This is a genomic window from Sphingomonas spermidinifaciens, from assembly GCF_002351485.1.
Taxonomy (GTDB): Bacteria; Pseudomonadota; Alphaproteobacteria; order Sphingomonadales; family Sphingomonadaceae; genus Sphingomonas; species Sphingomonas spermidinifaciens.
This window is the reverse complement of record NZ_NWMW01000001.1, coordinates 1-21,085: the sequence shown is the minus strand read 5'-3', so window position 1 is coordinate 21,085 and position 21,085 is coordinate 1. Positions and strand designations below refer to the sequence as shown.

The following is a 21,085-nucleotide window of genomic DNA, read 5'->3' as shown; positions in this document are numbered from 1 at the left end:
TTGGAGCCGATGCGCCTTTCCGCCCAAGCCGACTATGCCGTCGTGATGATGCGCGCCGCCGCCCGCCAGTGCGGGTCGGTGCGCCTCAATGCGACGCTGCTCGCGGTCGAGACGGGACTGCCGCTGCCGACGGTGCAGAAGCTTGTCAGCCGCTTGTCGGCGGCGGGCCTCATCGAAAGCTCGCGCGGGACCGGCGGCGGCTTTCGCCTCGCCCGCCCGCCCGCCGCGATCAGCCTCGCCGACATCGTCGAGGCGATCGAGGGGCCAATCGCGATGACGCCCTGCGTCGAGCATGGCCGCCACGACTGCGCGATCGAGGGCGCATGCGAGGTGCGTCCGCACTGGGACGCGGTGAACGGCGCCGTTCGCGGCGCACTCGCCGGCGTCACCCTGAGTAACCTGATCGGCGCGCACGAACCTGCGCGTCTTGGAGCCGAAGCATGACCGACACCGCCGTCGCGCCGAAGAACGCCGAGGCGCTGGCCGCCGCCAACAAGAAGTACGAGTGGGGCTTCGCGACCGAAGTCGAGCAGGAGTTCGCGCCGAAAGGCCTCAACGAGGATACCGTTCGCTATATCAGCGCCAAGAAGGGCGAGCCCGAATGGATGCTCGACTGGCGGCTGAAGGCGTTCCGCCTTTGGCAGACGATGGAGGCGCCCGACTGGGCCAAGCTCAACGTCCCGCCGATCGACTATCAGGACGCCTATTACTACGCCGAGCCGAAGCAGAAGAAGACGATCGCCTCGCTCGACGAGCTCGATCCCGAGATTCGCCGCACCTACGAGAAGCTGGGCATCCCGATCGCCGAGCAGGAAGTGCTCGCCGGCGTCGAGGGGGCGCGCAAGGTCGCGGTCGACGCGGTGTTCGACAGCGTCAGCGTGGCGACCACTTTCCGCAAGGAGCTGGAAGCGGCGGGTGTCATCTTCCGCTCGATCAGCGAGGCGATCCGCGAATATCCCGATCTCGTCCGCCGTTGGCTGGGCAAGGTGGTACCCCAGCGCGACAATTATTTCGCGACGCTCAACAGCGCGGTCTTTTCCGACGGCACCTTCGTCTATGTGCCCGAGGGCGTACGCTGCCCGATGGAGCTGTCGACCTATTTCCGCATCAATGCCGAGAATACCGGCCAGTTCGAGCGCACGCTGATCGTCGCCGACAAGGGCGCTTATGTCAGCTATCTGGAGGGCTGCACCGCGCCGATGCGCGACGAGAACCAGCTCCATGCCGCGGTGGTCGAACTGGTCGCGCTCGACGATGCGGAGATCAAATACTCGACGGTCCAGAACTGGTATCCGGGCGACGAGAACGGCGTCGGCGGCATCTATAACTTCGTCACCAAGCGCGCGTTGTGCCAGGGCCGGAACAGCAAGGTCAGCTGGACACAGGTCGAGACCGGCAGCGCGATTACCTGGAAGTACCCCAGCTGCGTGCTTAACGGCGAGAACAGCGTCGGCGAATTCTACTCGGTCGCGGTGACGAACGGCCGCCAGCAGGCCGACACCGGCACCAAGATGATCCACAACGGGAAGGGGTCGCGTTCGACGATCGTGTCGAAGGGGATCAGCGCGGGCCGGTCGGACAACACCTATCGCGGCCTCGTCCGGGTAGCGCCGGGCGCTGAGGGGGTGCGCAACTTCACCCAGTGCGATTCACTGCTGCTCGGCGACCAGTGCGGTGCGCACACGGTGCCCTATATCGAGGTCCGCAACCCCTCGGCCCAGATCGAGCACGAAGCCACGACGTCGAAGATCAGCGAGGACCAGATGTTCTACGCGATGCAGCGCGGGCTCGACCAGGAGGCGGCGGTTGCGCTGATCGTCAACGGCTTCGCGCGCGAGGTGCTCCAGCAGCTGCCGATGGAGTTCGCTGTCGAGGCGCAGAAGCTGCTCGGCATCAGCCTGGAGGGGAGCGTCGGATGATCGCAGCGATGATCCTGGCGGCTCAGGTCACGCCGAGCGATGCGGTCGCCGCCTATGCCGACTGCCTGTCGTCGCGGATCAATGCTGATCCGGCGATGATTGATCCGCCCGCCGATGTCGCGGCCCGCCTCGCGATACACGACGCGGCGCTGAAAACGTGCGCGGCCAAGCGGAAGTCGTCGCGTCCGGAGGATGCGGCAATGTTCGACCGCGTCGACGCCTCGACCCGCAAGGTGCTCGAAGATCCCGTGGCCGCTGAACAGGACGATGGCGACCTTGCCGACGCACCAAAGCCCTGATCGTATTTGAGAAGAAGAATAGCCAAGCCCATGCTTCAAATCGATAATCTTCACGCCGAAATCGACGGCAAGCCGATCCTCAAGGGCCTTTCGCTCGCCGTGAATGCTGGCGAAGTGCATGCGATCATGGGTCCGAACGGCGCGGGCAAGTCGACGCTCGGCTATGTCCTCGGCGGGCGGGCGGCCTATGAGGTCACGGGCGGCACCGTCGCGCTCGACTGCGCCGACCTGCTCGAGATGGATGCGCATGAGCGCGCCGCCGCCGGCCTGTTCCTCGGCTTCCAGTACCCGGTCGAGATTCCCGGCGTCTCCAACCTCCAGTTCCTGCGCGAGGCGCTCAACAGTCAGCGGCGCGCGCGCGGGCAAGAGCCTCTGTCCGGCGCCGAGTTCCTCAAACTGGCGCGCGCGCAGGCGGCGGCGCTCGGTATGGATGCCGAGATGCTCAAGCGGCCCGTCAATGTCGGCTTTTCGGGCGGTGAGAAGAAGCGCAACGAGATGGTGCAGATGGGCATTCTGAACCCACGTCTCGCCGTGCTCGACGAAACCGACAGCGGCCTCGACATCGACGCGCTCAGGATCGTCGGCGACGGCATCAACCGGATCATGCGCGCGCCCGACAAGGCGGTGGTGCTGATTACCCATTATCAGCGCCTGCTCGATTATGTCCGCCCCGACTTCGTGCATGTGCTCGCCGACGGGCGGATCATCCGCTCGGGCGGGCCCGAACTCGCGCACGAACTCGAGCGCGAAGGCTATGGGGCGATCGCGGCGTGACGCAGCTGCCCACCAACCGGATGGAAGCCTGGCGGTGGACCGACCTCGCGGCGCTGGAAGCGGCCAGGGCGACGGTGCGCGGTGGCGTGCCGGCGATCGAGGGGCTGTGGATCGAGGGCGACGGTCCGCGGCTCGTGTTCCGCGATGGTGAGTTCCAGCTCGATCTTAGCACGCCGGGTGAAGTGTCGATCGAGCCGATCGCGCCTGTCACCGCGCATCCGCTCGGGTCGGCGACGGCGGGGACCGGCTGGCGGTTGACGCTCGATGCCGAGCGAGCCGTCACCGGCATCCAGATCGTCCATGTCGCGACCGGCAACGAGAACCATCTTCCCGGCCTGATCGAACTTGGCCGCGACGCCGTGGCGTCGGTCGTTGAAACGTTCGTCGGCAATGGCTGGACCAACCGACTGACGACGATCCGTCTTGCCGAGGGAGCGCGACTGATGCGGTCGGTGCGGCTGCTCCAGGCAAGCGGCTTCGTGTCATTGCGTGAAGAAGCAGAGATCGGCCAGGCGGCGAGCCTCGCGAGTGTCTTTCTCGGTGCCGGCGGCGCATCGAGCCGCGTCGACGGCGAACTCGTCGTCGCCGGTGACGGTGGGTTCGCCGAGATGGGGGGTGCGCTGCTGACCCGCGGCGAGCAGCGGCAGGAATGCGCCGTGACCGTCCGCCACGCGGCACTCGACGGGGCGAGCCGCCAGATTTGGCGCGCGGTCGCCGCCGACCGTTCGGCCGTCAGCCTGGCGGCGCGCGTCGATGTGGCGCGCGGTGCACAGAAAACCGATGGCGAACAGTCGCTTCGCGGGCTTCTCTTGCACCGGACGGCGACGGTGAACCTCAAGCCCGAGCTCGAAATTTTCGCAGACGATGTGAAGTGCGCGCATGGCGCAACGGTCGGCGAACTCGACCGACAGGCATTGTTCTACCTCCAGTCGCGCGGCCTGCCCGAAGGGCCGGCCAAGGCGATGCTGACCCGCGCCTTCGTCGCTGATGCGATCGACCGGATCGGCGAGGATGCCGTGCGCGAGGCGTTCGCCGCCGATGCCGAAGCGTGGCTGAGCGAGGCGCTATGACCACCCTAGCCGATGCCCGCCCGCTCGACCGGCTTGCCGACTTCCCGGCGATCCCGCCGGGCTGGGCCTATCTCGACACCGCCGCGACGGCGCAGAAGCCGCGGGCCGTCATCGATGCGATCACGCGCGCCTACGACACGACCTATGCCACGGTGCATCGTGGCGTGTATCAGCGATCGGCCGACATGACGCTCGCCTATGAGGCGGCGCGGCGACGGGTAGCGGGGTTCATCGGCGCGGCGAGCCCCGACGAATGCGTGTTCGTGCGCGGCGCGACCGAGGGGATCAACCTCGTCGCGCAAAGCTGGGCCGGCACGCAGCTCAAGGCCGGCGACCGCATCCTCCTGTCTCAGCTCGAGCATCATTCGAACATCGTACCATGGCAGCTCATTGCCGAGCGCGTCGGCGCCGCGATCGATGTGGTTCCGCTCACCCCCGATCACGCGATCGACCTCGACGCCATGGCGGCGATGCTCACGCCCGCGCACAAGCTGGTGGCGCTCGCCCATGTGTCGAATGTGACCGGCGCGGTGCTCGACGCGCGCCGCGCCGCTGATCTGGCGCACGGCGTCGGCGCGAAGCTGCTGCTCGACGGATGCCAGGCGGTGCCGCGGCTGTCCGTCGATGTGGCGGCGCTCGATTGCGACTTCTACGTGTTTTCCGCGCACAAGCTCTACGGCCCGACCGGGATCGGCGTTCTGTGGGGCCGCGGCGAGCTGCTCGCAGGCATGCCGCCGTATCAGGGCGGCGGCGCGATGATCGACAAGGTGTCGTTCGCCGGCACGACCTACGCCCCGCCGCCCGCGCGGTTCGAGGCGGGGACGCCGCATATCGTCGGTGTACTCGGCCTCCATGCCGCGATCGATTATGTCGAGGCGATCGGGCTTGGCGCGATCCACGCGCACGAAAGCGCACTGGTAACGCAAACGCGCGAGGCACTGTCTTCGCTCAACTCGGTGCGGCTGTTCGGGCCCGCGGACTCGGCCGGGATCGTCAGCTTCATGGTCGAGGGGGTGCATCCGCACGATGTCGGCACCATCTTGGACGAAGGACGGGTGGCGATCCGCGCGGGCCACCATTGCGCGCAGCCGCTGATGGAAGCGCTCGGCGTTCCAGCGACCGCGCGCGCGAGCTTCGGCGTCTATAACGGCCCGCGCGACGTTGCCGCGCTGGTCGAGGGAATTGAACGGGTTACACGGATTTTTGGATGATGGCTGACAACATCAAGGTCGAAGAAGTCGATGCCGTGGCGCCCCCGCCCCGCGCGCGCGTGAGCGACGCCGAGGAGGCTGCGCCGCGCGCCGAACGGACGCGCGACTATCTTGACGGCTTCCTCGCGCAGAAGCCCGAGGGCACCGCCGCCGGCCAGCCCGGCGGCGCGGTCTATGACGGGATCATCGAGGCGCTGAAGGACATTTACGACCCCGAGATTCCGGTCAACATCTATGACCTGGGCCTGATCTACGGTGTCGAGGTGTCGGACGACGGCCATGCCGCGGTCACGATGACTCTCACGACGCCGCACTGCCCCGTCGCCGAATCGATGCCGACCGAGGTCGAACTGCGCGTGGGTAGCGTGCCCGGCGTCGGCGCGGTCGACGTCAACCTCGTCTGGGACCCGCCCTGGGACCCGATGAAGATGTCCGACGAGGCGCGCCTCGAACTCGGGATGCTCTGAGATGACGACGACCACCCGCGCCCGCCCGCAGGCGATCCACCTGACCCCCGCTGCCGAGGCGCGTGTCGCCGACCTGATGTCACGTGCGCCCGAGGGCGCGATCGGCGTCAAGCTGTCGACCCCCCGCCGCGGCTGTTCGGGCCTCGCCTATTCGGTCGATTACGTAACGGCCGCCAGCCCGATGGACGAGCGGATCGAGACGCCGGGCGGCACCTTCTTCGTCGATGGCGGGTCGGTGCTGTACCTCATCGGCTCGACGATGGACTGGGTCGAGGACGACTTCACCGCCGGGTTCGTGTTCGCCAATCCGAACGCCAAGGGCGCCTGCGGCTGCGGCGAGAGCTTTACGGTCTGAACGCCCACCGCTTGCTCTCGGGCTTGTCGAAGGGCTGGCCTTCTCCTCAACACCGGAGGGAAAAGCAGTGCTTCGACAAGCTCAGCGCAGACGGAGGATGAGGCGAAGGTCTACCGCACCCTTGTCCAGGTCTGGCTGCGGCAGAACACCGCCACGCATCCCTTGACGTCGAGCTTGCCGCCCTCGGCCTTCAGGATCGAGCGATAGGTCTTGCCCGACTTGGGGTCGTAGATCTGCCCGCGCCAGTCGTCGCCGCTGTTCTTGAAATCGCTGAGAATCGTCAGCCCGACATAGGGCCGGCTGCGCAGCGCCGGGTTGGGGTTTTTGGCGTCGGTAGTCGGTCCGCCGGGCGTCGGCTTGACCACGCGCTCGATCGAGCCGCACAGGTTCGGCCCGCATGGCTTGATCGCGACGATCGCCTGGCCCCCTTCGGTCAGCCAGCGGCCGGCGATCGGCTCGGCCGCCGTGGCGGCGGTTGCGGACAAGCCCGTCAGGGCGGCGGCGAACAGGGCTTTATGCTTCATGCCGCCCTGACTAGGGCGCGGATGCTTTCACGGCAATGACTGGGGATCGGGGCATGAGCGGCTGGACGATCGGGATCATCGGCGGGTCGGGCCTTTACGATGTCGAGGGTATCGAGGACGGCCGCTGGGTCGAGGTCGAGACGCCGTGGGGCAAGCCCTCCGATGCCATCTATACCGGGCGTGTGGGCCATGTCGGCGTCGCCTTCCTGCCGCGGCATGGGCGCGGGCACCGGATCGAGCCTTCGGACCTCAACGCGCGCGCCAATATCGATGCGTTGAAGCGGCTCGGCGTCACCGACGTGCTTGCCGTGTCCTCGGTCGGCAGTCTGGCCGAGGAGCGCGCGCCGGGGACCTTCACCATCGTCGACCAGTTCATCGACCGCACCAAGGGGCGGCCGTCGAGCTTCTTCGGTACGGGCATGGTCGCGCATGTGTCGATGGCCGACCCGGTGTGTCCGCGCCTTTCCGCACTCGCCGCCGACGCGGCCGAAGCCGCCGGCGCGGCGGTGCATCGCGGCGGTACCTATCTCGCAATGGAGGGGCCGCAATTCTCGACGCGGGCCGAGAGTCTTCTCTATCGCCAATGGGGCTGCGACGTCATCGGCATGACCGCGATGCCCGAAGCCCGCCTCGCGCGTGAGGCAGAGCTACCCTACGCGCTCGTCGGCATGGTCACCGATTACGACTGCTGGCGCGAGGGCGAGGAAGCGGTCGATGTCGCCGCGGTGATCCGCCAGCTGTCGGCCAATGCCGCAAAGGCGCGGGCCATGGTCGTCGCGCTGCTTCGCGCGCTGCCTACCGAGCGACCGGCCTCGCCCATCGACACGTGCCTGGATGCCGCGCTGATTACGGCGCCCGGCGCGCGCGATCCCGAATTGCTGGCAAAGCTGGATGCGGTGGCGGGCCGCGTTCTCCACCTCAAGTCACCCCGGCCTTGAAGGTCGGGGCAAAATGCCCGTCCACTCGGCCTCGTGGCTTCCCTCATGGTTCGCCATGCCGGGCTTGGTCAGATAGCCGCGCGCGTCGGGAACATGGCTGTAGATCATCCGCGCCGGCGCCTCGTGCCAGCCGAGATTAAAGGCCCAGCGCACGGGGAAAAACTCCATGGTCGCATAGGGCAGATGGTCGTGCACCCACCAGGCCAGCCGCTTCCAGTCGCCCGGCTGGTAGAAGCGGTTGGCGAAGCTCGGCACCACGATGCACGCGGTCGCGCCCATATGGCCCTTCGCGTCCCGCACGTCCCAGATATGCGCGGCGTGGTTGCGGTCGTTGGGCGCGCAGTTATGCCCCTTGGCATTGCCCATCCGGTTGACCTCCGCCGAGCGATAGGCCGAGCGGATCGCGATCCGTCCGAAAGCATCCTGCAGCGGCTCGAGCAATTCGGTGCACAACCGCTTGCCCGCCTCGATCGCCAGGTCGGGATTGTCGGGAATGTTGGAGAGGCCATAGATCGCTGCCACTTCCGAATAGAGGAAGTCGCGCATGAAGAAATTGGGCGAAAGCTGCACGCGGCCCAGTTCGGTCAGGGCGGCGACGGTCATGGGTTTGCGCAAGGTCGGATCCCCTTCGGCCTACGCCGGGCTTAGCGTCGGCGGGCTTACCGGACCACCGACACCGCGCGCAATCGCCTCGTTCGGGCGCAATCCCAGGCTGATACGCCGCGCGTTCAGCAGCTGCCGAGCCGACGCGCCTCGATCTCGCTCTGAAAGGGAAGGCCATTGGCGAGGCCCTGGGTCCGGATCTGCACCAGCCGCGGCGTCTCGACCGCAATCGTCGTGCGCCCATGTCCCGCCCCTGAGCAGGTGTAGTGGACGGTGCCCGTGGTCGCCTGATTGTCGACGATGAAGCGCGAGCACTGGGCAGCGCCATGGTGCAGCTGGATCAGGATGCGCGGGTCGCTGACGCAGACCGCCCGCTCGGTCTTGCTGTCGATTTCGCGCAGCTGCCAGCGTCCGGGCTCGATCTGAGCCAGCACCTTGAGTGCAGGTGCCTGTGCCGGCGCGGCGGCGGCAAGGCCGGCGCCCATCGCCAGCAACGCGCCGGCCAACACGCCATACCCCCTGACCATCGCCATCCCCGAAACTCCCCGATCCCGATGCGAAGCGGCGGCGCCGATCTTTACCCGACGCCGCCGTACAGTAAATCAGATGGGAAGTCCGCCTCGCGCTTGCAAGGATCGGTTCAGCTGTCGACGATCTCGGCCAGCGGGACCGGAAACTTCGTGGCGCAAAAGGCACAATCGACCGAGATGACACCGTTCTCGTCGGCCATCTCCGCACGGTCCGCCTCGGGGAACTTGGCGATGACCGAGCGGATATAGTCCGGATCGCAGCGGCAGCCGCGCTTCAGGTCGACGCCGACTAGCGTCCGCACCTCGCGCTCCTCGTTGAACAGCCGCCAGACGAGGTTCTCGAGCGGAAGCGACGGGTCGGCGAGCTCGTCCTGCCCCATCGTCGCGGCCAGCGCCTCTACATGCTTCCATTCGGGATGATCCTCACGCGCATGCAGCCGCTCGCGTCCGACCTCGCCCTCGGGCAGATGCTGGAGGAACAGGCCGCCGGCGACGATCCGACCGTCCTCGCCCCGGCGCGAGCCGAGGGTGACGAGGCTGGGGATCTGCTCCGACTGCATGAAATAGGCCTGCGCCGCCTCCGATAGCGTGTCGCCGTCGAGCGGGACGATGCCCTGGTAACGCTCGTTGGTGGATGCCTGGTCGAAGGTGACGGCCAGATAGCCCTTGTTGAACAGCGCGTGGATCGACGGCTTCTTGCCGAGCCGCGACAGCCGCTCCGCATCGAACTGGACATAGCCGCGCAGCCGCCCGCCCTGATAGTCACAGACCATCAGGCTGACGATGCCGCGCTGCGTCTGCGCCTGGAGCGTGAGCTGGCCGTCGACGTCCTTCAGCGTCGAGCCGAGCAGCGCAGCGAGCGTCAGCGCCTCCGCCAGCAGCCGCTCGATCACCGGTGGATAGGCGTGCGCCGACAGGATCTCGTCGAGCACCGGCCCCAGCCGCGCGACGCGCCCGCGCGCATGCCGGTCGGGCAGCGTGAAGCCGATCGCGCGATCGATGTCGGTGGGGGGCAGCGGCAGGTGGGACATGTCGGATACCGTTCGGGCTGAGCTTTGTCGAAGCCCCGTCCTGCCTTGCTTCTCAGCCCGAGAAGAAAGGACAGCCCTTCGACAAGCTCAGGGCGAACGGGTTTTGATGGCGAGAGTTGTAGATAGGCGCGCCGCGAGCGTTCGCAACGGGCAGAAGAAACCGGATCTGGCTCAAGGCAGTCGTGACGGGTATGGTTAAAACGCACGCAATTCCAACTGCGCCACCTTGGACCTGATCCAGGGTCCCGCTGTCTTCCTTACCCGATCTGGCCGAAGCACCAGCGCAGGATCGATTTCTGCGCGTGCAGCCGGTTCTCTGCCTCGTCCCAGATCAGCGACTGCGGCCCGTCGATGACCTCGGCCGTCACTTCCTCGCCGCGATGCGCGGGCAGGCAGTGGAGGAACGCGGCGCCCGGCTTGGCCTTCGCCATCAGCGCGGCATCGACCTGATACGGCATCATCGCCGCGAGCTTCGCCTCGGCATGCGCCTGGCCCATCGAGATCCAGGTGTCGGTAACGACCACGTCGGCGCCCTCGACCGCCTCGTCCGGTTGGGCGACGCAGGTGGCGCGCCCCTTGCCGAGCGACAGCACCGTCTCATCCGGCTGGAACCCCTGAGGGCACGCAGACACGACGTCGAAGCCGAAGATCCCCGCCGCCTCGACGATCGAGGCGAGGACGTTGTTGCCGTCGCCCAGCCACGCGACCTTCAGCCCCGGCAGCGAGCGGCCGGTGTCGAGGATCGTCAGCAGGTCCGCCATGATCTGGCAGGGGTGCGAGAAGTCGGTGAGGCCGTTGATGACAGGCACGGTCGCATGGCGCGCCATTTCCTCTACCTTGGCATGGTCGTCGGTACGGATCATGATGCCGTCGACATAGCGCGACAGGACGCGCGCGGTGTCGGCCACCGTCTCGCCGCGGCCGAGCTGCATCGAGCCGGCGTCCATCACCAGCGCCTGCCCGCCCAGCTGCCGCATCGCCATGTCGAAGCTGACACGCGTGCGGGTCGAGTTCTTCTCGAAGATCATCGCCAGGACATGACCGGCGAGCGGCGCGTCGGCATCGACGCGGCCCTTCGTCCAGCCGGTGCGCGCCCGCTTGCGGTCGAGCGCGTCGGCGAGGATCGCAGCGCAGCCGTCGGGGCCGGCATCGGACAGGTTCAGGAAATGGCGCATTCTCATCCTCCCCGCTCGGGGGGAGGAGCACCGCGGAGGGCGGTGGAGGGGCGCCGCCCCGCCTCACCGCTTGCCGCTCTCCCCCTCCACCAGCCTGCGGCCGATTCCCCTCCCCTTGCCGGGGAGGCTCAGATCAGTCCTCGCTCACCGGCACGAACGCGCGTGCCGCATCGGACAGCTTCTCGATCGCCTCGGCGATGTGGCTTTCCTCGATCACCAGCGGCGGAAGGATGCGCACGACATTCTCGCCCGCGGCCACCAGCAACAGGCCATGATGGTCGCGGCAATGCGCGACGAAGTCGCGGCAGACAGCCGGCTCCTTGATCTTGAGGCCCAGCATCAGGCCCATGCCGCGGACGCTGTCGAACAAATGGTCATGATTGGGGATCATCTGCTCGAGCCCCTGGCGCAGTCGGTCACCCTTCGCCTTCACGCCTTCGAAAAACCCGTCCTCGAGGATCACGTCGAGGATCGCCTGCCCCGCCGCCATGCCGAGCGGATTGCCGCCATAGGTCGAGCCATGGGTGCCGAACACCATGCCCTTGGCCGCTTCCTCGGTCGCGAGGCACGCGCCCAGCGGAAAGCCGCCGCCGATTCCCTTGGCCGCGGCGACGATGTCAGGGACGACGCCGTAATGCTCATGCGCCCAGAACTTGCCCGTCCGGCCGTAGCCGCACTGCACCTCGTCGAGGACGAGCAGCAGGCCGCGCTCGTCGCACGCCTTACGCAGGCCATGGAGGAACTCGGGGGAAGCGGGGCGGATGCCACCCTCGCCCTGAACCGGCTCGACGAGGAAGCCCGCGGTGTGGTCGTCGATCAGCGCCAGCGCGCCTTCGAGATCGTTGAACGTCGCATAGGCGAAGCCCGGCAGCAGCGGCTCGAACCCGTCGCGCATCTTGGCCTGGTTGGTGGCCGAGATCGCGCCGAGCGTGCGGCCGTGGAACGCAGTGTCGAAGGTGATGAGCGTGTGCCGCTCGGGGTTGCCGTTGACGTGATGATAGCGGCGCGCGGTCTTGATCGCGCACTCGACCGCCTCGGCGCCCGAATTGGTGAAGAACACCGTATCGGCGAAGCTGTTGTCGACGATCCGCTGCGCCAGCGCCTCGCCCTGGGGGCTGCCGTAGAGGTTGCTGACATGCATCAGCGTCGCGGTCTGTTCCTGGATCGCCTTGGTCAGGTGCGGGTGGCCGTGACCCAGTGCATTGACCGCGATGCCGCTCGCGAAATCGAGATAGCGCTCGCCGCGTTCGCCGATCAGGTAGCACCCCTCGCCTCGCACCGGGCGCACATCGCACCGCGGATAGACGGGCATGAGTGCGGGCATCGGCATGGGATCACTCCTGACGTGATAAAGACCGGAACGCGAAAGGGCGACCCTCGCGGCCGCCCTGTGGGACCCTCTACGACCGGGCGTGGTTTGGGGTCAAGAAGAAGGAGATCGGGTTCATGCGGTCACACGCAAACGAGGGAAGCCGCCTGGTCGCGGCGAAGCAACTTTCGCTCACGCCCCCAAGCCACGCCTCGCACGTCGCTGCGCCTCCGCGTGATCCGAACACGCCCTAACTCTTGATTCGCCACCCGCGCCGCAGCAGCGCGTAGCAAAGCACGGCGAGCGCGATATCGACGGCCAGCAACACCGCACCGCCAATCAGGACGTTCGAATCCGCCCGCTCGAGGAAGCCGAAGCGGAAGCCGGAAATGATGTAGAAGAACGGGTTGGCGTGGCTGATCGCGCGAAACGCCGGGCTCAGTGCCTCGACCGAATAGAAGGTGCCCGACAGCAGCGACAAGGGCGCGATGACGAAGTTGGTGACCGCCGCGGCATGGTCGAACTTCTCCGCCCACATCGACGTCACGACGCCCACCAGCGCCAGCATCGCCGACCCGAACAGCCCAAACCACAGGATCGCGAGCGGATGCCGCGGCCAGACATCGACACCCCACAGCGCCATCGCCAGCCAAACCGCCCCGCCCACCAGCACCGCGCGCGTCACCGACGCGCCGACCAGCGCCGCCAGTAGCTCACCGGTGGACAGGGGCGGCATCAGGTAATCGACGATCGTCCCCTGGATCTTGCCGACGAGCAGCGAGAAGCTGGCATTGGCAAAGGCGTTCTGGAGCATCCCCATTACGATCAGCCCCGGCGCGATGAACTGCGCGAAGGGAACGCCCATCACCGTCCGCCCCGATCCGCCCAGCGCGACGGTGAAGATGACGAGATAGAGGAGCGTCGTCACCGCGGGTGCCCAGATCGTCTGGAGCTGCACCTTGAAGAACCGGCGCACCTCCTTCACATAGAGTGCCTGCAAGCCCCCCCAATTGACGCGCCGAATCACCGGCACGCCGGGCGGGGGCAGCATGTCGTCGGTGGGCAACGGCTGGGAAGGCTGGGGTTCGCTGGCCATGGCCCGGCGACTAATCGCTGGCGCCCCTGGCCGCAAGGCGACATGCGGACGATCTGGAATTGGGAAAACGACCGAAATGAGCTGGACCGAGGAACGCATCGACACGCTGACCCGGATGTGGGAATCGGGCATGACGGCGAGCCAGATCGCCGAGGAACTGGGCGGGATCAGCCGCAACGCGGTGATCGGCAAGGCGCACCGCCTGGGCCTCAAGCCGCGCCCTTCGCCGGTCAAGGCGAATGCAGATGCCGAAAAGCCTGCGCCCGCGCCCGCGGTCGAGGCGGCAAAGCCCGCAGCACCTGCGCCCAAGCCGCAGGCGCCCGCCGCCCCGCCGCCCATCGCGGCCGAAGCCGATGATGACGGGGACGACGTGTTCGACGACGGCCCCTCGATCCCGACGGCGATGCCCACCGCGCCCGCGCCGCGCCAGCCCGAGCTGCGCTCGGTCGGTCCCGGCGGCTTCGTGCGCCAGAACCCCGGCGAGCAGGCCCCGCCGAGCACGCCCGCACCGCCCCGTCGCCTCGTCCCCGCGCGCCCGTCGGAGGCGATCGCGGGCAAGACGAGCCTGCTCGATCTCAACGACCGCGTCTGCAAGTGGCCGATCGGCCATCCGGGCGAGCCCGACTTCCACTTCTGCGGTGACAAGGTGAATCCGGGCTTCCCGTACTGCGTCGAGCATTGCGGGCACGCCTATCAGGCGCAGCTCCCACGCCGCGACCGCCGCCCCCCGCCGCCGCTCCCCTATGGCGGCCCGCGGGTCCGCTGATCCCTTATCGTCATCCCGGGCTTGAGCCGGGATCCTGCTTCTCTTCCTGATTCAGGAGGAAGAAGCGGGACCCCGGAACAGGCCCGGGGCGACGAAGTGAGACAAATCTCACCCTTGCGCCCGCGCGCGTGCGGCCCGATGTTGGCCCCACCATGACGCAGTTCGCGCGTAGCCCGGTCACGGCGGTGCTGGGGCCGACCAACACGGGCAAGACCCATCTCGCGGTCGAGCGGATGATGGGGCACGCCAGCGGCATCATGGGCTTCCCGCTCCGCCTGCTCGCCCGCGAGGTCTATGACCGCGTCGTCAAGGTGAAGGGCGAGCATCAGGTCGCGCTCGTCACCGGCGAGGAGCGGATCGTCCCGCCCCAGGCCAAGTGGTTCCTCTGCACCGTCGAATCGATGCCCCTGCTAAACGGCAGCGCCGCCAAAGCGACGGGCATCGAGCGCGAGGCCGCGTTCGTCGGCATCGACGAGGCGCAGCTGGGCGCCGATCCCGAACGTGGCCATGTCTTCACCGACCGGCTGCTTCACGCGCGCGGCTATGCCGAGACGATGATACTCGGCTCGAATTCGCTGCGGCCAATGCTCAAGGCGCTGGTCCCCGATGCCGAGATCATCGGCCGTCCAAGATTCTCGACGCTCAGCTATGCCGGCGCACGCAAGCTCTCCCGCCTCCCGAAGCGCTCGGCGATCGTCGCCTTCTCCGCCGAGGAAGTGTACGCCGTGGCCGAGGCGATCCGCCGCCTGCGCGGCGGCGCGGCGGTGGTGATGGGCGCGCTCAGCCCCCGCACCCGCAACGCACAGGTAGCGATGTTTCAGGCGGGCGAGGTCGATTATCTCGTCGCCACCGATGCGATCGGCATGGGCCTCAACATGGACGTGGCGCATGTCGCTTTCGCCGGCCTGCACAAGTTCGACGGCCATCGCCGCCGCCGGCTGACCATCGCCGAAATGGCGCAGATCGCCGGCCGCGCGGGGCGGCACCAGCGCGACGGCAGCTTCGGCGCGCTGGTCGACGAGGGGCCGGGCGCATTCACCCCCGAGGAAGTTCTGGCGATCGAGGAGCACCAAGTCCCGTCGCTAGCCCACCTCTACTGGCGCGAGGGGTCGCCCGATTTCGCTTCGCTCGACGCGCTGATCGAAAGTCTGGAGCGCAAGCCGCACGACGAGGTGCTGCGCGCCGCGCCGCAGGCGGTGGACCTCGCGGTGCTCAAGAAGCTGGCGGAGGAGGACTGGGTACGCGCCCGCGCCCGCCATCCTGCGATCGTGCGCCGATTGTGGGCGGCGTGCGGACTGCCCGAATTTCGCAAGCTCGGTGTTGATCCGCACGCTCGCTTTGTCGGCCGCGTGTTCCAGCATCTGTCCGAGGGGCGCGGGCACCTGCCCCACCAGTGGTTCGCCGACGAGATCGCCCGGCTCGACCGGCTCGACGGCGATGTCGAGACGCTGGCCGGACGCATCGCGGCGGCGCGCAGCTGGGCCTATATCGCGCATCGCAGCGACTGGCTGGAGGATCCCGCGCACTGGGCGGGCCGCACCCGTGAGCTTGAGGAGCGACTCTCCGACGCGCTCCACGCCAGCCTGACACAGCGCTTCGTCGACAAGCGGACGACGGTGCTCCTTCGCCAGATCGGCGCGGGGGCCGGCCACCTGCCCGTCGTCGTCGGCCCGGAGGGCGAGGTGACCGTCGAGGAGCACGAACTCGGCCGCATCGACGGCTTCCGCTTCCGCGTCGCGCCGGAAGCACGAGCGGCGGACAAGCGGCTGCTGCTCTCGGCGGCCGAGAAGCGGCTGTCGGGCGAGTTCGCGAGGCGCGGCGCGGCACTGGTCGACGCGGCGGACGACGCGCTCGCCCTCGACGATGCGTCGCTCGCGATCGTCTGGCAGGGACATGCGGTTGCACGGCTGGAGGGCGGTCCGCTGCTGACGCGGCCGCAGGTGGTGCTCGACCGCGCGCTCGATTGCCTCGACCGACCGCTGCGCGACAAGGTGCGCGCGCGGATCGAGGCCTGGATCGAGGGGCAGGTCAAGCGGCAGGTGCCCGCGCTCGTCACCCTCGACCGGGCGGTGCGCGACCCCGATGCGCCGGGGCCGCTCCGCGCCTTCATCGCCGCCCTGTCCGATATGGGCGGCATCGCCCCGCGTGAGGCGTTGGCCTCATCGCTCGACACGCTGGACGGCGGACCGCGGAGGTGGCTGCGGCGGGCGGGGATCGTCATCGGCACGCTCGACGTGTTTGACCCCCGGCTGCTCAAGCCCGAGCCGACGCGCTGGCGGCGCGCACTGGCCGCTGCGCGCGGGGCTCTTCCGCCGGGCGAAGCACCGCCGCCGGGCGCGACCGTGCTCACTCAGCCAGCCCCCGGCTTCCGCCGGATCGGCGGCCAGTTCGTGCGCGTCGACTTGGTCGAGCGGATCGCGCGGGCGGCACATGACGCTCGCGAGGGGCGCAAGCCCTTCGTCCCCGACCCGGCGCTCGCGACCTCGATCGGGCTGGCGCCCGCGACGTTCGCGCGGCTGATGGCGATGCTCGGCTTCCGCCACGACCCGCGCGAGGGCGAGGCGCCCGCCTGGACCTGGCGAGGGCGGCCGCGGCGGCGTGAGGCGCCGGCGCCCGCCGCGCCGCGGCCAGGCAATGCCTTTGCCGCACTCGCCGGGCTGGACCTTCGCGGTGGCTGACGGGCAGCGGCTCGACCTCTTCCTCTGGTACACGCGCTTCGCCAAGACGCGGAGCGCCGCGCAGGCGATTGCCGAGGCGGGGACGCTCCGCCTCGACGGGCGGCGGATCGACCGGGCGCATGCGTGCGTGCGGGTGGGGTCGGTGCTCGCCTTCCCGCTTCACGGCCACGTCCGCGTGATCCGTGTCGAGGCGCTGCCCCATCGCCGCGGCCCCGCACCCGAGGCGCAGGGCTGCTATGTCGACCTGGACCCCGCCCGCGCCAAGGGCGTTGACGCACCGGGCGCTGCCGCATAGCAGGGGCCGCGTTTTCCGACTGGAGCTGACCCGACAATGACCTACGTCGTCACCGACGCCTGCATCCGCTGCAAGTATATGGATTGCGTCGAGGTGTGTCCGGTCGATTGCTTCTATGAGGGCGAGAACATGCTCGTCATCAACCCCAGCGAGTGCATCGACTGCGGCGTATGCGAGCCCGAATGCCCGGCCGAGGCGATCCTGCCCGACACCGAGAGCGGGCTGGAGAAGTGGCTCGAGCTCAACAACACCTTCTCCGCCCAATGGCCCAACGTCACGCGCAATGCCGGTCAGACCCCGCCCGACGCCGACGAGTTCAAGGGCGTCGAGGGCAAGTACGACAAGTATTTCTCGGCGGAGCCCGGCGCCGGGGATTGAGCGCGTCCGCCTGACGCAGAGAGGGGCGCAGCGGTCTGATCGCTGCGCCCCTTTTCGTTTGCGGAAGCGACGAAGGGACCCCGAATTAAGTCCGAGGTGACGATCGTCCGGGAGGAAACGCTCTAGTCGAAGCGTCATCCAGGATGACGCTTCTTCGTCGAGAATTACCCCGCCAGTACAGCGCGCACCGCCGCGATCGCCGCATCGCCGGCTGACCCGTCCGGCCCGCCGCCCTGCGCCATGTCGGGCCGACCGCCGCCGCCCTGCCCGCCCAGCGCCGCGACCGCCAGCTTGACCAGATCGACCGCGCTTTTCGCCCCGACCAGATCGTCGGTCACGCCCACCGCCACCGACGCGCGGCCGTCATTGACTGCCACCAGCACGACGACGCCGGAGCCGATTCGCGCCTTCTCCTCGTCCACCGCGCCGCGCAGCGCCTTCGCCTCGAGCCCGTCGAGCACGCGGCCGACGAAGTTGACGCCGCCCACCTGCTCCGGCCCCGCGACCGCCGCGCCGCCGCCGCCAAGCGCCAGCGCCTTCTTCGCTTCTGCAAGCTCGCGCTCAAGGCGACGACGCTCCTCGACCAAAGCTGCAACGCGCGCGGGGACTTCGTCGGGGCTCGCCTTCAGCACCGCCGCCGCCTCGCGAAGCTTCTCGTCCCGGCCGGCGAGATAGGCGCGCGCCGCCTCGCCTGTCAGCGCCTCGACCCGGCGCACGCCCGAGCTCACCGCGCTTTCGCCCACCACCTTGAACAGGCCGATGTCGCCGAGCGCGCGGACATGCGTCCCACCGCACAGCTCGAGCGAATAGGTCGAGCCATCGGCGGTGGTGCCCATCGACACGACGCGGACCTCGTCGCCGTACTTCTCGCCGAACAGCGCCATCGCGCCCTCGGCGATCGCGTCCTCGGGTGTCATCAGCCGGGTCGAGACCGCGCCGTTGCCGCGGATCTGCGCGTTCACATCGGCCTCGACGGCGGCCATCTGCTCCGCAGTCACGGCCGTTGGCTGCGAGAAGTCGAAGCGCAGCCGCTCGGGCGCGACGAGGCTGCCCTTCTGCGCGACATGGGTGCCGAGCCGCTCGCGAAGCGCCTCGTGCAGCAGGTGCGTCGCCGAATGGTTGGCGCGGATCGCGCCGCGGCGCGCATGATCGACGGTCAGGTGGACCGCATCGCCGACCTTCAATTCGCCCGCCTCGATCGTGGCCTGATGCGCGAAGATACGGCCGAGATGCTTCTGCACGTCGTTGACCGCCGCCCGTACGCCGCCCTCGGTCGTCAGCGTGCCGGCATCGCCGACCTGACCGCCGCTCTCGCCATAGAAGGGCGTCTGGTTGACTACCACTTCCACCGCCTCGCCCGCAGCAGCGCGATCGACACGAACCCCATTCTTGACGATGGCGACGACCTGTCCCTCGCCCTCCTCAGCCGAATAGCCGATGAACTCGGTCGCGCCGGCCTCCTCGGCGAGGTCGTACCAGAGCTCGTCCGACGCCTTCTCGCCCGACCCCTTCCACGCGGCGCGGGCGGCGCGCTTCTGCTCGGCCATCGCCGTGTCGAAGCCCGCACGATCGACCGACAGGCCCTGCGCCCGCAGCGCGTCCTCGGTCAGGTCGTAGGGGAACCCATAAGTGTCGTAGAGCTTGAACGCCGTCTCGCCGGGCAGCGTCGCGCCCTCGTCCATCCCCGCCGTCGCCTCGTCGAGCAATCGAAGCCCGTTGGCGAGCGTGCGGCGGAAGCGCGTCTCCTCCTGCTCCAGCGTCGTCTCGATCAGCGATTGCGCGCGGGCAAGTTCGGGAAAGGCAGCGCCCATCTGCGCGACCAGCCCGCCGACCAGCCGGTGCATCAGCGGGTCCTTGGCACCCAGGAGGTGCGCATGCCGCATCGCCCGGCGCATGATCCGGCGAAGGACATAGCCGCGCCCCTCATTGGCCGGCAGCACGCCGTCCGCGACGAGGAAGCCGGAGGCGCGCAGGTGATCGGCGATCACGCGGTGGCTCGCGCGTGCCTCGCCCTCGGCTGTGGTGCCGGTCAGCGCGACGCTCTCGGCGATCAGCGCCTTGAAGGTGTCGGTATCGTAATTGTCGTGAACGCCCTGCATGACCGCGGCGACGCGCTCCAGCCCCATGCCGGTGTCGATCGACGGGCGCGGCAGGTCGCCGACGATCTGGTCCGCCTCCTGCAGATGCTGCATGAAGACGAGGTTCCAAATCTCGACGAAACGGTCACCGTCCTCCTCCGCACTTCCCGGCGGGCCGCCCCAAATATGGTCGCCGTGATCGAAGAAAATCTCCGAGCAAGGCCCGCACGGCCCGTCCGCACCCATCGCCCAGAAATTGTCCTTGGTGGCGATGCGGATGATGCGATCGTCGGGCAAGCCGGCGATCTTTTTCCACAGGTCGAACGCCTGGTCGTCGGTGTGATAGACGGTGACGGTCAGCCGGTCCTTCGCCAGCCCCCATTCACGCGTGACGAGGTTCCAGGCGAGCTCGATCGCGCGATCCTTGAAATAGTCGCCGAACGAGAAGTTGCCGAGCATCTCGAAGAAGGTGTGATGCCGCGCGGTATAGCCGACATTGTCGAGGTCGTTGTGCTTGCCGCCCGCGCGCACGCACTTCTGGCTAGACGTCGCCGTCGAATAGTGGCGGCTCTCCAACCCGGTGAACACGTTCTTGAACGGCACCATGCCCGCATTGACGAACATCAGCGTCGGGTCGTTCTGCGGGATCAGGGGTGCGGACGGCACCTTCGCATGCCCCTCCCCGGCGAAATAGTCGAGGAACGAGCGGCGAATGTCGTTGGTCGAGGTCATGCTCGCCGCTTATGCGAGGCCGCGTCCGGGCTCAAGCGGCAAGCGGGAGCCGGGGTTGCGCTCCCCCGCTTTGATCGGCATCCCACCCCGGAACATCGTTGCCGGAGTGACTGCGTGGCCAAGCGCCTGACCCTGTACATCCTGATCGGCCTTGTCCTCGGCATCGTCGTCGGGCTGACGCTCAACCTCTCGCTGACCGACGGCGGCGGCGCGGGGGATGCGCGGCTCAAGGAGATCGCCGGCTATTTCTCGATCGTGACGAGCCTGTTCCTGCGGCTCATCAAGATGATCATCGCGCCGCTGGTCTTCGCGACCTTGGTGTCGGGCATCGCGCATATGGGCGACACCGCAGCGTTGGGGCGGGTCGGCGGACGCGCGATCGGGTGGTTCCTGTGCGCCAGCCTGATCTCGCTCACCTTGGGCCTGATCCTCGTCAACTTCTTCCAGCCGGGGGTGGGCCTCAACATCCCGATCCCCGCCGCCGATGCGGCGTCGGGCGTCGACAAGGCGGCGTTCAACCTGAAGGATTTCGTCACCCACATCGTCCCCGCCTCGATCGTCGAGGCGATGGCCACCAACGAGATCCTGCAGATCGTCGTCGCCAGCCTGTTCATCGGCGTCGCCATGACCGCGGTGGGCGAGAAGGCCGCGCCGCTCCTGCGCGGGGTCGAGGCGTTGGCGCAGGTCATCCTTCAGGTGACGAACTACGTCATGCGTTTCGCCCCCCTCGCCGTGTTCGCGGCGGTGGCCGGGACGCTTGCCGAGCGGGGCGCGGGGATCATCGGCAGCCTCGCCTACTTCATGGGCACCTTCTATCTCGGCATGGGGCTGCTCTGGCTGCTGCTGATCGGCGTCGG

At 68.2% G+C, this 21,085-nt stretch carries 22 protein-coding genes; 14 read left to right on the top strand and 8 right to left on the bottom strand.

Features of this window, described 5'->3' with window-relative positions:
* Window positions 1–9 precede the first annotated feature (9 nt).
* The 8 genes from COC42_RS00110 to COC42_RS00075 are packed head-to-tail and all read left to right on the top strand — an operon-like array spanning window position 10 to window position 6,095.
* A complete protein-coding gene (locus COC42_RS00110) occupies window positions 10–444 on the top strand; it encodes an SUF system Fe-S cluster assembly regulator (RefSeq protein WP_096342969.1) in 435 nt (144 codons plus the stop codon).
* Entirely contained in the window at window positions 441–1,919 is a 1,479-nt protein-coding gene (gene sufB, locus COC42_RS00105; protein ID WP_096341295.1) for a Fe-S cluster assembly protein SufB, read from the top strand. Before COC42_RS00110 ends, sufB begins: the two co-directional genes overlap by 4 nt.
* Complete coding sequence (locus tag COC42_RS00100) at window positions 1,916–2,218, top strand: hypothetical protein (protein WP_096341294.1); 303 nt, start codon at window positions 1,916–1,918, stop codon at window positions 2,216–2,218. The genes sufB and COC42_RS00100 overlap by 4 nt, the downstream gene beginning before the upstream one ends.
* Window positions 2,219–2,248: 30 nt before the next feature.
* A complete protein-coding gene (gene sufC, locus COC42_RS00095) occupies window positions 2,249–2,992 on the top strand; it encodes a Fe-S cluster assembly ATPase SufC (protein ID WP_096341293.1) in 744 nt (247 codons plus the stop codon).
* Window positions 2,989–4,062: a SufB/SufD family protein gene (locus tag COC42_RS00090; RefSeq protein ID WP_342747268.1), complete on the top strand. Its 1,074-nt coding sequence runs from the start codon at window positions 2,989–2,991 to the stop codon at window positions 4,060–4,062. Before sufC ends, COC42_RS00090 begins: the two co-directional genes overlap by 4 nt.
* A complete protein-coding gene (locus COC42_RS00085) occupies window positions 4,059–5,273 on the top strand; it encodes an aminotransferase class V-fold PLP-dependent enzyme (protein ID WP_096341291.1) in 1,215 nt (404 codons plus the stop codon). The genes COC42_RS00090 and COC42_RS00085 overlap by 4 nt, the downstream gene beginning before the upstream one ends.
* Window positions 5,273–5,740 (top strand): SUF system Fe-S cluster assembly protein, encoded by a 468-nt coding sequence (locus COC42_RS00080; protein WP_096341290.1) that lies wholly within the window; start codon window positions 5,273–5,275, stop codon window positions 5,738–5,740. The genes COC42_RS00085 and COC42_RS00080 overlap by 1 nt, the downstream gene beginning before the upstream one ends.
* Window position 5,741: 1 nt before the next feature.
* Window positions 5,742–6,095 carry a HesB/IscA family protein gene (locus COC42_RS00075; RefSeq protein WP_096341289.1) on the top strand — a complete coding sequence of 118 codons (354 nt, stop codon included), beginning with the start codon at window positions 5,742–5,744 and terminating at the stop codon, window positions 6,093–6,095.
* A 110-nt stretch (window positions 6,096–6,205) separates the two neighbouring features.
* On the opposite strand, the gene COC42_RS00070 is transcribed toward COC42_RS00075, so the two are convergent.
* Window positions 6,206–6,619: a DUF2147 domain-containing protein gene (locus COC42_RS00070; protein WP_096341288.1), complete on the bottom strand. Its 414-nt coding sequence runs from the start codon at window positions 6,617–6,619 to the stop codon at window positions 6,206–6,208.
* A 53-nt stretch (window positions 6,620–6,672) separates the two neighbouring features.
* On the opposite strand from COC42_RS00070, the gene COC42_RS00065 reads away from it, so the two are divergent.
* Entirely contained in the window at window positions 6,673–7,557 is an 885-nt protein-coding gene (locus tag COC42_RS00065; RefSeq protein WP_096341287.1) for an S-methyl-5'-thioadenosine phosphorylase, read from the top strand.
* Here COC42_RS00065 and COC42_RS00060 read toward each other — a convergent pair.
* The 6 genes from COC42_RS00060 to COC42_RS00035 form a co-directional block, all read right to left on the bottom strand.
* Window positions 7,543–8,160 carry a hypothetical protein gene (locus tag COC42_RS00060; protein ID WP_245843740.1) on the bottom strand — a complete coding sequence of 206 codons (618 nt, stop codon included), beginning with the start codon at window positions 8,158–8,160 and terminating at the stop codon, window positions 7,543–7,545. The two genes, COC42_RS00065 and COC42_RS00060, sit on opposite strands and share 15 nt — an antisense overlap.
* A 125-nt stretch (window positions 8,161–8,285) precedes the next feature.
* Window positions 8,286–8,693 (bottom strand): DUF3617 domain-containing protein, encoded by a 408-nt coding sequence (locus COC42_RS00055; protein WP_245843739.1) that lies wholly within the window; start codon window positions 8,691–8,693, stop codon window positions 8,286–8,288.
* 107 nt (window positions 8,694–8,800) lie between these two features.
* The gene (gene hslO, locus COC42_RS00050) at window positions 8,801–9,721 is read right to left on the bottom strand and encodes an Hsp33 family molecular chaperone HslO (protein WP_096341285.1); all 921 of its coding nucleotides are present in this window, start codon (window positions 9,719–9,721) and stop codon (window positions 8,801–8,803) included.
* Window positions 9,722–9,978: 257 nt separating this feature from the next.
* On the bottom strand, window positions 9,979–10,896 hold the full coding sequence (gene argF / locus COC42_RS00045; protein WP_096341284.1) for an ornithine carbamoyltransferase: 918 nt from the start codon (window positions 10,894–10,896) through the stop codon (window positions 9,979–9,981).
* A gap of 133 nt (window positions 10,897–11,029) precedes the next feature.
* The gene (locus COC42_RS00040; RefSeq protein ID WP_096341283.1) at window positions 11,030–12,226 is read right to left on the bottom strand and encodes an aspartate aminotransferase family protein; all 1,197 of its coding nucleotides are present in this window, start codon (window positions 12,224–12,226) and stop codon (window positions 11,030–11,032) included.
* Between the two features lie 229 nt (window positions 12,227–12,455).
* Complete coding sequence (locus tag COC42_RS00035; RefSeq protein WP_096342967.1) at window positions 12,456–13,256, bottom strand: ABC transporter permease; 801 nt, start codon at window positions 13,254–13,256, stop codon at window positions 12,456–12,458.
* Between the two features lie 121 nt (window positions 13,257–13,377).
* On the opposite strand from COC42_RS00035, the gene COC42_RS00030 reads away from it, so the two are divergent.
* The 4 genes from COC42_RS00030 to fdxA all read left to right on the top strand — a co-directional run bounded on the left by COC42_RS00030 (window position 13,378) and on the right by fdxA (window position 17,418).
* A complete protein-coding gene (locus COC42_RS00030) occupies window positions 13,378–14,067 on the top strand; it encodes a GcrA family cell cycle regulator (RefSeq protein ID WP_096341282.1) in 690 nt (229 codons plus the stop codon).
* Window positions 14,068–14,219: 152 nt separating this feature from the next.
* Window positions 14,220–16,745, top strand: a complete 2,526-nt coding sequence (locus COC42_RS00025; protein WP_096341281.1) for a helicase-related protein — start codon at window positions 14,220–14,222, stop codon at window positions 16,743–16,745.
* Entirely contained in the window at window positions 16,702–17,040 is a 339-nt protein-coding gene (locus COC42_RS00020) for an RNA-binding S4 domain-containing protein (protein WP_096341280.1), read from the top strand. The genes COC42_RS00025 and COC42_RS00020 overlap by 44 nt, the downstream gene beginning before the upstream one ends.
* Window positions 17,041–17,076: 36 nt before the next feature.
* Window positions 17,077–17,418 carry a ferredoxin FdxA gene (gene fdxA, locus COC42_RS00015; RefSeq protein WP_096341279.1) on the top strand — a complete coding sequence of 114 codons (342 nt, stop codon included), beginning with the start codon at window positions 17,077–17,079 and terminating at the stop codon, window positions 17,416–17,418.
* 164 nt (window positions 17,419–17,582) lie between these two features.
* Here fdxA and alaS read toward each other — a convergent pair whose 3' ends face one another.
* Window positions 17,583–20,228 carry an alanine--tRNA ligase gene (gene alaS / locus COC42_RS00010; RefSeq protein ID WP_096341278.1) on the bottom strand — a complete coding sequence of 882 codons (2,646 nt, stop codon included), beginning with the start codon at window positions 20,226–20,228 and terminating at the stop codon, window positions 17,583–17,585.
* Window positions 20,229–20,342: 114 nt separating this feature from the next.
* On the opposite strand from alaS, the gene COC42_RS00005 reads away from it, so the two are divergent.
* The coding region (locus COC42_RS00005; RefSeq protein WP_141395746.1) for a dicarboxylate/amino acid:cation symporter at window positions 20,343–21,085 on the top strand (743 nt) is incomplete at its 3' end.

Bases quoted from the DNA above. Each gene is read 5' to 3' on its own strand.
- COC42_RS00110 (WP_096342969.1), top strand. From the start codon at position 10: ATGCGCCTTTCCGCCCAAGCCGACTATGCCGTCGTGATGATGCGCGCC.
- sufB (WP_096341295.1), top strand. From the start codon at position 441: ATGACCGACACCGCCGTCGCGCCGAAGAACGCCGAGGCGCTGGCCGCC.
- COC42_RS00100 (WP_096341294.1), top strand. From the start codon at position 1,916: ATGATCGCAGCGATGATCCTGGCGGCTCAGGTCACGCCGAGCGATGCG.
- sufC (WP_096341293.1), top strand. From the start codon at position 2,249: ATGCTTCAAATCGATAATCTTCACGCCGAAATCGACGGCAAGCCGATC.
- COC42_RS00085 (WP_096341291.1), top strand. From the start codon at position 4,059: ATGACCACCCTAGCCGATGCCCGCCCGCTCGACCGGCTTGCCGACTTC.
- COC42_RS00080 (WP_096341290.1), top strand. From the start codon at position 5,273: ATGGCTGACAACATCAAGGTCGAAGAAGTCGATGCCGTGGCGCCCCCG.
- COC42_RS00075 (WP_096341289.1), top strand. From the start codon at position 5,742: ATGACGACGACCACCCGCGCCCGCCCGCAGGCGATCCACCTGACCCCC.
- COC42_RS00070 (WP_096341288.1), bottom strand. From the start codon at position 6,619: ATGAAGCATAAAGCCCTGTTCGCCGCCGCCCTGACGGGCTTGTCCGCA.
- COC42_RS00065 (WP_096341287.1), top strand. From the start codon at position 6,673: ATGAGCGGCTGGACGATCGGGATCATCGGCGGGTCGGGCCTTTACGAT.
- COC42_RS00060 (WP_245843740.1), bottom strand. From the start codon at position 8,160: ATGACCGTCGCCGCCCTGACCGAACTGGGCCGCGTGCAGCTTTCGCCC.
- COC42_RS00055 (WP_245843739.1), bottom strand. From the start codon at position 8,693: ATGGCGATGGTCAGGGGGTATGGCGTGTTGGCCGGCGCGTTGCTGGCG.
- hslO (WP_096341285.1), bottom strand. From the start codon at position 9,721: ATGTCCCACCTGCCGCTGCCCCCCACCGACATCGATCGCGCGATCGGC.
- argF (WP_096341284.1), bottom strand. From the start codon at position 10,896: ATGCGCCATTTCCTGAACCTGTCCGATGCCGGCCCCGACGGCTGCGCT.
- COC42_RS00040 (WP_096341283.1), bottom strand. From the start codon at position 12,226: ATGCCGATGCCCGCACTCATGCCCGTCTATCCGCGGTGCGATGTGCGC.
- COC42_RS00035 (WP_096342967.1), bottom strand. From the start codon at position 13,256: ATGCTGCCCCCGCCCGGCGTGCCGGTGATTCGGCGCGTCAATTGGGGG.
- COC42_RS00030 (WP_096341282.1), top strand. From the start codon at position 13,378: ATGAGCTGGACCGAGGAACGCATCGACACGCTGACCCGGATGTGGGAA.
- COC42_RS00025 (WP_096341281.1), top strand. From the start codon at position 14,220: ATGACGCAGTTCGCGCGTAGCCCGGTCACGGCGGTGCTGGGGCCGACC.
- COC42_RS00020 (WP_096341280.1), top strand. From the start codon at position 16,702: ATGCCTTTGCCGCACTCGCCGGGCTGGACCTTCGCGGTGGCTGACGGG.
- fdxA (WP_096341279.1), top strand. From the start codon at position 17,077: ATGACCTACGTCGTCACCGACGCCTGCATCCGCTGCAAGTATATGGAT.
- alaS (WP_096341278.1), bottom strand. From the start codon at position 20,228: ATGACCTCGACCAACGACATTCGCCGCTCGTTCCTCGACTATTTCGCC.